The following is a 7122-nucleotide window of genomic DNA, read 5'->3' as shown; positions in this document are numbered from 1 at the left end:
TCTCAAGGGCAAGGACGGGATCGGTACGGTCCGCCGTACGACCCTGCCCGGCGGCCTCCGTATCGTCACCGAGACGCTGCCCTCCGTACGCTCCGCCACCTTCGGCATCTGGGCGCACGTCGGCTCCCGCGACGAGACGCCCGCCCTGGGCGGCGCCACGCACTATCTGGAGCACCTCCTCTTCAAGGGCACCCACCGGCGCAGCGCCCTCGACATCTCCTCCGCCATCGACGCGGTCGGCGGCGAGATGAACGCCTTCACGGCGAAGGAGTACACCTGCTACTACGCGCGGGTGCTCGACACCGACCTGCCGCTCGCCATCGACATCGTCTGCGACATGCTCACCGGCTCGCTGATCCTCCAGGAGGACGTCGACGCCGAGCGCGGCGTCATCCTCGAAGAGATCGCGATGACCGAGGACGACCCGGGCGACGTGGTCCACGACCTCTTCGCCAGGACGATGTTCGGCGACACCCCGCTGGGCCGCCCGGTCCTCGGCACCGTCGACACCGTCGAGGCGCTCACCGCGGACCGCATCCGGCGCTTCTACAAGAAGCACTACGACCCGACGCACCTGGTCGTCGCCGCCGCGGGCAACATCGACCACGCCACGGTCGTACGCCAGGTCCGCCGCGCCTTCGAGAAGGCCGGCGCCCTCACCCGTACGGACGCCGTCCCGGTCGCCCCCCGCCACGGCCGCCGCACCATCCGCACGGCGGGCCGCGTCGAGGTGCTGGGCCGCCGCACCGAGCAGGCCCACGTCGTCCTCGGCGTGCCCGGCCTCGCCCGCACCGACGACCGCCGCTGGGCCCTGGGCGTGCTGAACACCGCGCTCGGCGGTGGCATGTCCTCGCGCCTCTTCCAGGAGGTCCGCGAGAAGCGCGGCCTGGCGTACAGCGTCTACTCGTACACGTCCGGGTTCGCCGACTGCGGCCTGTTCGGCGTGTACGCGGGCTGCCGCCCCAACCAGGTCCACGACGTCCTCAAGATCTGCCGGGACGAACTGGACCGGGTGGCACACGAGGGCCTGACCGACGACGAGATCGCACGGGCCATCGGCCAGCTGAAGGGCTCCACCGTCCTCGGCCTGGAGGACACCGGCGCGCTGATGAACCGCATCGGCAAGAGCGAGCTGTGCTGGGGCGACCAGATGTCGGTCGACGACATGCTCGCCGAGATGGCGTCGGTCACCCCCGATGATGTACGTGAGGTGGCCGCGGAGCTCCTCGGACAGCGTCCGTCGCTGTCGGTGATCGGCCCACTGAAGGACAAGCAGGCGGACCGCCTCCACGACGCGGTCGCATAACGCCAATCCTGGACGGAACCGAAGGAAGTACGAGCATGAGCAGCAAGCTGCGGGTCGCGGTCATCGGCGCCAAGGGACGCATCGGCTCCGAAGCCGTACGCGCGGTCGAGGCCGCCGACGACATGGAACTGGTCGCGGCGCTGAGCCGGGGCGACAAGCTGGAGACGCTCGCCGAGAACGGCGCCCAGGTGGCGGTGGAGCTCACCACCCCCGCCTCCGTCATGGGCAACCTCGACTTCTGCGTACGCCACGGCATCCACGCCGTCGTCGGCACGACCGGCTGGACCGAGGACCGCCTCACGCAGCTGAACGGCTGGCTGGAGGCCTCGCCCGACACCGGTGTCCTGATCGCGCCGAACTTCTCCATCGGCGCGGTGCTCACCATGAAGTTCGCGCAGATCGCCGCGCCCTACTTCGAGTCGGTCGAGGTCGTCGAGCTCCACCACCCCAACAAGGTGGACGCCCCCTCCGGCACCGCCACCCGCACCGCCCAGCTCATCGCCGCCGCCCGCGCGGAGGCCGGCTGCGCCCCGCAGCCGGACGCGACGACGACGGCCCTGGACGGCGCCCGCGGCGCGAACGTGGACGGCGTGCCCGTCCACGCCGTACGCCTGCGGGGCCTGCTGGCCCACCAGGAGGTGCTGCTCGGCGGTGAGGGCGAGACGCTGACCGTCCGCCACGACTCGCTGCACCACTCCAGCTTCATGCCGGGCATCCTGCTCGGCGCGCGCCGCGTGGTGACGACCCCCGGTCTCACCTTCGGCCTGGAACACTTCCTGGACCTGGGCTGATCACCGCCATGCGCGCGAAGCTCACGTATTTCGTCACGGCTGCCGTCCTGGTCGTCTACTTCGTCCTGGTCGGCAGCCGCGGCGTGATGCTGATCCAGCAGGGCACCGCGCTCACCGTCACCTTCGGCTGCGCGGTGCTCATCCTGCCGGTCATCGGCGTCTGGTTCCTGTGGAAGAACACCCAGTTCGTCACCAAGGCCAACCGCCTGGCCGTCGAACTGGAGGCCGAAGGCGGCCTGCCGGTCGACGAGTTGAAACGCACGCCAGGCGGTCGCATCGACCGCGACTCCGCCGATGCGGTCTTCGCCAAGCGGCGTGAGGAGACCGAGGACTCACCGGACGACTGGCGCTGCTGGTTCCGGCTCGCGGTCGCCTACCACGACGCCCGCGACACCCCGCGCGCCCGCAAGGCGATGCAGCGCGCGATCGCCCTCCACGAGGGCCGCCCGACCGGGGGCTGACCGAGGCGGCGACAGGCGGCACATCCACGCTTCCGCGGCCTATGCACAGCCGGTGCGCCGCCGTCCATGCTCTCCCTACCGACGAGGGGAGTTCGCCCTGGCGGCCGTGTGGTTCCAGGGCTTGATGAACGTACTGGCCGCCGTGCTCATTTTCTCCCTGGTGAGCGGCAGAGCGGACCCACGGAAAGGACGAGGGCGCCGGCGTCCTGCGCGCCATGGCGTACGTGCCGCTGCTGGCGGCCGCGGCACTGATCGCCGCGGCGGTCCTGGCGTTGCACCACCTTAAGCGGGTGCGGATCGCCGTGATCGTCGTCGAGGCGCTCCTGATGGCCGTCGCCGTCGTCACGTCGTTCGCCTCGGCCGAGGGCGAGGCCTGGTTCACCCGCTGAACGACCGGGCTCCGGCCCTCCGAGGAGGACCGGAGCCCGGTCGGACGCGACAAGCCGAACGCGACAAGCCGTACGGTGCCTAGGACCGCCCGTACTCCGCGCTCCAGGCCTCGACCGTGTCGGCCGCCCGGTCGAACGCCTCCACCCGCGCCAGGAAGTCCGCGTTGTGGTCGGTGAGCAGCGCCAGCTGCCCGCCGCCCTTGCGTACGGCGACGAGAGCCTGCCCCTGCACCGTCCGCGGCAGCCCCAGCAACCGCACGGGCTGCTGCACCGTGCGTACGTCGGTGATCTGTGCCCAGGCCAGCGTCGTCGTCCGGAGGAACGCGACGCGCCGCAGACCGTGCCGGCTCACCCACGTCCCCGCCCGCAGCATGCGCAGCGCGCAGACGACCACGAGCGCCGCCAGCGCGAAGCACACGCCCGCGGCCGGCGGTGCTCCCGCGAAAGCGATGATCATCGTGGCCAGCAGCATGAACGAGGCGAGCAGCAGCGCCACCGCAGCCGCTCCCACCCGCCAGGGCCCCGGGCGGTACGGGCGGCGCCACTGATCGTGATCGTCGAACGGCAGCGCGACGTCGTCGTCGGTGTCGAAACCACGGTCGGCCGTCAGAAAGGGCAGGGGCACGGCTGATCCTCACTCATACGCACGCTCGATGGGGCTGTGCCGGGTGAGGCTACCCAGCGGCCCGACGCCCGGCCACCCCAGGGTGGCCGTACGGGGCGGTGCCGGCGTCAGCGCCCGTGGGACGCCTCGGACTGCTGACTGTGCCCGGTGGTGGCGGGGCCGGACTCCATCGCCGGGAGGCCGAAGAGCAGCGACCCGACCAGACCGGCCACGACGGTCAGCCCGATCAGCGTACGGCCGGTCATCTCGGAAATGCTGGGACGCTGCCGAGCCGGGGGAGTGACGTTACTGCGGAAGCGGTCGGCCTCGGCGACGAACGCGAACGGGACTGCCTCACGCCGACGGAACATATGAGAAACCCTCCTAGGAAACTCGTGGTGGACGCTGCTACTGGGACAGACGCGCGAAGCAGCGGTTTGGTGCCCCTTTCGGTGCCCGAATTCAAGGGATTCATGTGCTGTCGGTGCCGGGCCGTAGAGTGGGCGCCGCCCGAGCGATGCAAATGGAAGGACCGCGTCGGTGACCGACACCCCCGCCGAAGACCTCAAGCCCAGCTTCCGCAGCGATGTGACCGTCGAGCTGGTCAAGCACAGCGCCGCCGACTCCGACGTCCTGTGGGCGGCGCGCGTCTCCACGGCCGGCGAACAGTCCCTCGACGAGCTGAAGAAGGACCCCGAGCGCTCCAAGGGCCTGATCAACTACCTGATGCGGGACCGGCACGGCAGCCCCTTCGAGCACAACTCGATGACCTTCTTCATCAGCGCCCCGATCTTCGTCTTCCGGGAGTTCATGCGGCACCGCGTGGGCTGGTCGTACAACGAGGAGTCGGGCCGCTACCGGGAGCTCCAGCCGGTCTTCTACGTCCCGGACGCCTCCCGCAAGCTGGTCCAGCAGGGCCGCCCCGGGAAGTACGTTTTCGTCGAGGGCACCGAGGAGCAGCAGGCACTCGTCGAGCGCACGATGGAGGACTCGTACCTCCAGGCGTACGAGGCGTACCAGGAGATGCTCGCGGCCGGCGTCGCCCGCGAGGTCGCCCGCTCGGTGCTCCCGGTCGGCCTGTTCTCCTCCATGTACGCCACGTGCAACGCCCGCTCGCTGATGCACTTCCTCGGCCTGCGCACCCAGCACGAGCTGGCCAAGGTCCCGTCGTTCCCACAACGTGAGATCGAGATGGTCGGCGAGAAGATGGAGCAGGAGTGGGCTCGGCTGATGCCCCTCACGTACGCCGCGTTCAACGCCAACGGCCGCGTCGCTCCGTAGTCGTCCCAGGTCAGAGCACGGTACAGATGTACGGATCATCCGCCCGAAGTGTCCGTATTGCGGCGTTTCGAGAAGTTCATCTAGGCTGATCAAACGGACCCGGCACTGCTTGAACCCCCGAGCAGGCAGTGCCGGGCTCCACCTCCCTCACGAGCCCCGAGGGGACCCGGCGGGCAGAGCAGCGAGTAGCGTGTTACCCATGGCTCCGATCTCCACTCCGCAGACCCCCTTCGGGCGGGTCCTCACCGCCATGGTCACGCCCTTCACGGCGGACGGCGCACTCGACCTCGACGGCGCTCAGCGGCTCGCCGCCCACCTGGTCGACGCAGGCAACGACGGCCTCGTCGTCAACGGCACCACCGGCGAGTCCCCGACCACCAGCGACGCGGAGAAAGACCAGCTCGTACGAGCGGTCCTGGAGGCGGTGGGCGACCGCGCCCACGTCGTCGCCGGCATCGGCACCAACGACACCCACCACTCGGTCGAGCTCGCCCGCGCCGCCGAGCGCGCCGGCGCACACGGCCTGCTCGCCGTCACCCCGTACTACAACAAGCCCCCGCAAGAGGGCCTCTTCCGCCACTTCACCGCCATCGCGGACGCCACCGGCCTCCCCGTGATGTTGTACGACATCCCCGGCCGCAGCGGCGTCCCGATCGACACCGAGACGATCGTCCGCCTCGCCGCCCACCCGCGCATCGTCGCCAACAAGGACGCCAAGGGTGACCTCGGCCGCGCCAGCTGGGCCATCGCCCGCAGCGGCCTCGCCTGGTACTCCGGCGACGACATGCTCAACCTGCCGCTGCTCTCCGTCGGCGCCTGCGGCTTCGTCTCCGTCGTGGGCCACGTGGTCACCCCGGAGCTCCGCGCCCTCCTCGACGCCCACCTCACCGGTGACGTCCAGAAGGCCACCGAGGTCCACCAGCGGTTGCTGCCCGTCTTCACGGGCATGTTCCGTACACAGGGCGTGATCACCACCAAGGCCGCCCTCGCCCTCCAGGGCCTCCCCGCCGGGCCGCTGCGCCTGCCACTGGTGGAGCTCTCTCCGGAGGAAACCGCTCAGCTCAAGATCGACCTCGCCGCCGGCGGGGTACAGCTGTAGCCACAGACTTCATAACTGAATACGAACAAAAACCTGACAACAGCAAGTGCACGAATGTCATGCGCGCCACGTGCCTCACTGGTACGTGGCGCGTGTGGTGAGGAGAGTCTTTTGAGTCATCCGCATCCTGAACTGGGCGCGCCCCCGAAGCTGCCCAAGGGCGGCCTGCGCGTCACCCCGCTCGGCGGTCTCGGTGAGATCGGCCGCAACATGACCGTCTTCGAGTTCGACGGCCGCCTGCTGATCGTCGACTGCGGCGTGCTCTTCCCCGAGGAGGAGCAGCCCGGCATCGACCTGATCCTTCCGGACTTCACCAGCATCAAGGACCGCCTCGACGACATCGAGGGCATCGTGCTCACGCACGGCCACGAGGACCACATCGGTGGCGTCCCCTTCCTGCTCCGGCTCAAGCCGGACATCCCGCTCATCGGCTCCAAGCTGACGCTCGCGCTCATCGAGGCCAAGCTCCAGGAGCACCGGATCCGTCCGTACACCCTGGAGGTCTCGGAGGGCGACCGCGAGCGCCTCGGCCCCTTCGACTGCGAGTTCGTGGCGGTCAACCACTCCATCCCGGACGCCCTGGCCGTCGCCATCCGCACCCCCGCGGGCATGGTGGTCCACACCGGTGACTTCAAGATGGACCAGCTCCCGCTGGACAACCGTCTCACCGACCTGCACGCCTTCGCGCGCCTCAGCGAGGAGGGCATCGACCTCCTCCTCTCGGACTCCACCAACGCCGAGGTCCCTGGCTTCGTCCCGCCCGAGCGCGACATCTCGGGCGTCATGCGCTCGGTCTTCGCGGGCGCCCAGAAGCGCATCATCGTGGCCAGCTTCGCCAGCCATGTGCACCGCATCCAGCAGATCCTCGACGCGGCCCACGAGTACGGCAGACGAGTGGCTTTCGTCGGGCGTTCGATGGTCCGGAACATGGGCATCGCCCGCGACCTGGGCTACCTCCGGGTCCCGGCCGGCCTCGTCGTCGACGTCAAGACCCTCGACGACCTCCCGGACCACGAGATCGTGCTCGTCTGCACGGGCTCGCAGGGCGAGCCGATGGCGGCCCTGTCCCGCATGGCCAACCGCGACCACCAGATCCGGATCGTCCAGGGCGACACCGTGATCCTGGCGTCCTCCCGCCCGAATCCGAGCCTCCCCGCCCCGTACCAGGTGAGCGCCAGCATCACGGCGAGC

Annotated in this window: 9 protein-coding genes; 7 read left to right on the top strand and 2 right to left on the bottom strand. The window is 69.8% G+C overall.

The window, feature by feature from the left end; translation table 11 throughout:
- The 4 genes from ABT360_RS34780 to ABT360_RS34765 all read left to right on the top strand — a co-directional run.
- The coding region (locus ABT360_RS34780) for a M16 family metallopeptidase (RefSeq protein ID WP_351825670.1) at positions 1-1306 on the top strand (1306 nt) is incomplete at its 5' end.
- Positions 1307-1341: 35 nt separating this feature from the next.
- On the top strand, positions 1342-2097 hold the full coding sequence (gene dapB / locus ABT360_RS34775) for a 4-hydroxy-tetrahydrodipicolinate reductase (RefSeq protein ID WP_351825668.1): 756 nt from the start codon (positions 1342-1344) through the stop codon (positions 2095-2097).
- A gap of 8 nt (positions 2098-2105) precedes the next feature.
- Positions 2106-2558 carry a tetratricopeptide repeat protein gene (locus ABT360_RS34770; RefSeq protein WP_351825666.1) on the top strand — a complete coding sequence of 151 codons (453 nt, stop codon included), beginning with the start codon at positions 2106-2108 and terminating at the stop codon, positions 2556-2558.
- Positions 2559-2773: 215 nt separating this feature from the next.
- Positions 2774-2947 (top strand): hypothetical protein, encoded by a 174-nt coding sequence (locus ABT360_RS34765; RefSeq protein ID WP_351825664.1) that lies wholly within the window; start codon positions 2774-2776, stop codon positions 2945-2947.
- A gap of 79 nt (positions 2948-3026) precedes the next feature.
- Here the strand turns inward: ABT360_RS34765 and ABT360_RS34760 are convergent, their stop codons facing one another.
- Positions 3027-3572, bottom strand: a complete 546-nt coding sequence (locus ABT360_RS34760) for a hypothetical protein (RefSeq protein ID WP_351825662.1) — start codon at positions 3570-3572, stop codon at positions 3027-3029.
- Between the two features lie 107 nt (positions 3573-3679).
- Entirely contained in the window at positions 3680-3922 is a 243-nt protein-coding gene (locus ABT360_RS34755) for a hypothetical protein (RefSeq protein ID WP_351825660.1), read from the bottom strand.
- A 169-nt stretch (positions 3923-4091) separates the two neighbouring features.
- Here ABT360_RS34755 and thyX point away from each other — a divergent pair, with 169 nt between their 5' ends.
- The 3 genes from thyX to ABT360_RS34740 all read left to right on the top strand — a co-directional run.
- Positions 4092-4832: an FAD-dependent thymidylate synthase gene (thyX, locus tag ABT360_RS34750; protein ID WP_351825658.1), complete on the top strand. Its 741-nt coding sequence runs from the start codon at positions 4092-4094 to the stop codon at positions 4830-4832.
- 199 nt (positions 4833-5031) lie between these two features.
- Positions 5032-5931: a 4-hydroxy-tetrahydrodipicolinate synthase gene (gene dapA, locus ABT360_RS34745; protein ID WP_344431738.1), complete on the top strand. Its 900-nt coding sequence runs from the start codon at positions 5032-5034 to the stop codon at positions 5929-5931.
- Positions 5932-6042: 111 nt separating this feature from the next.
- On the top strand, positions 6043-7122 hold a 1080-nt coding region (locus ABT360_RS34740; protein ID WP_351825655.1), incomplete at its 3' end, for a ribonuclease J.

It is taken from the genome of Streptomyces sp. NPDC000229 (assembly GCF_040300825.1).
In the GTDB taxonomy this organism is placed as follows: Bacteria; Actinomycetota; Actinomycetes; order Streptomycetales; family Streptomycetaceae; genus Streptomyces.
Note: the sequence above shows the minus strand (reverse complement) of the source record. Positions and strands in the feature narration are given on the sequence as shown.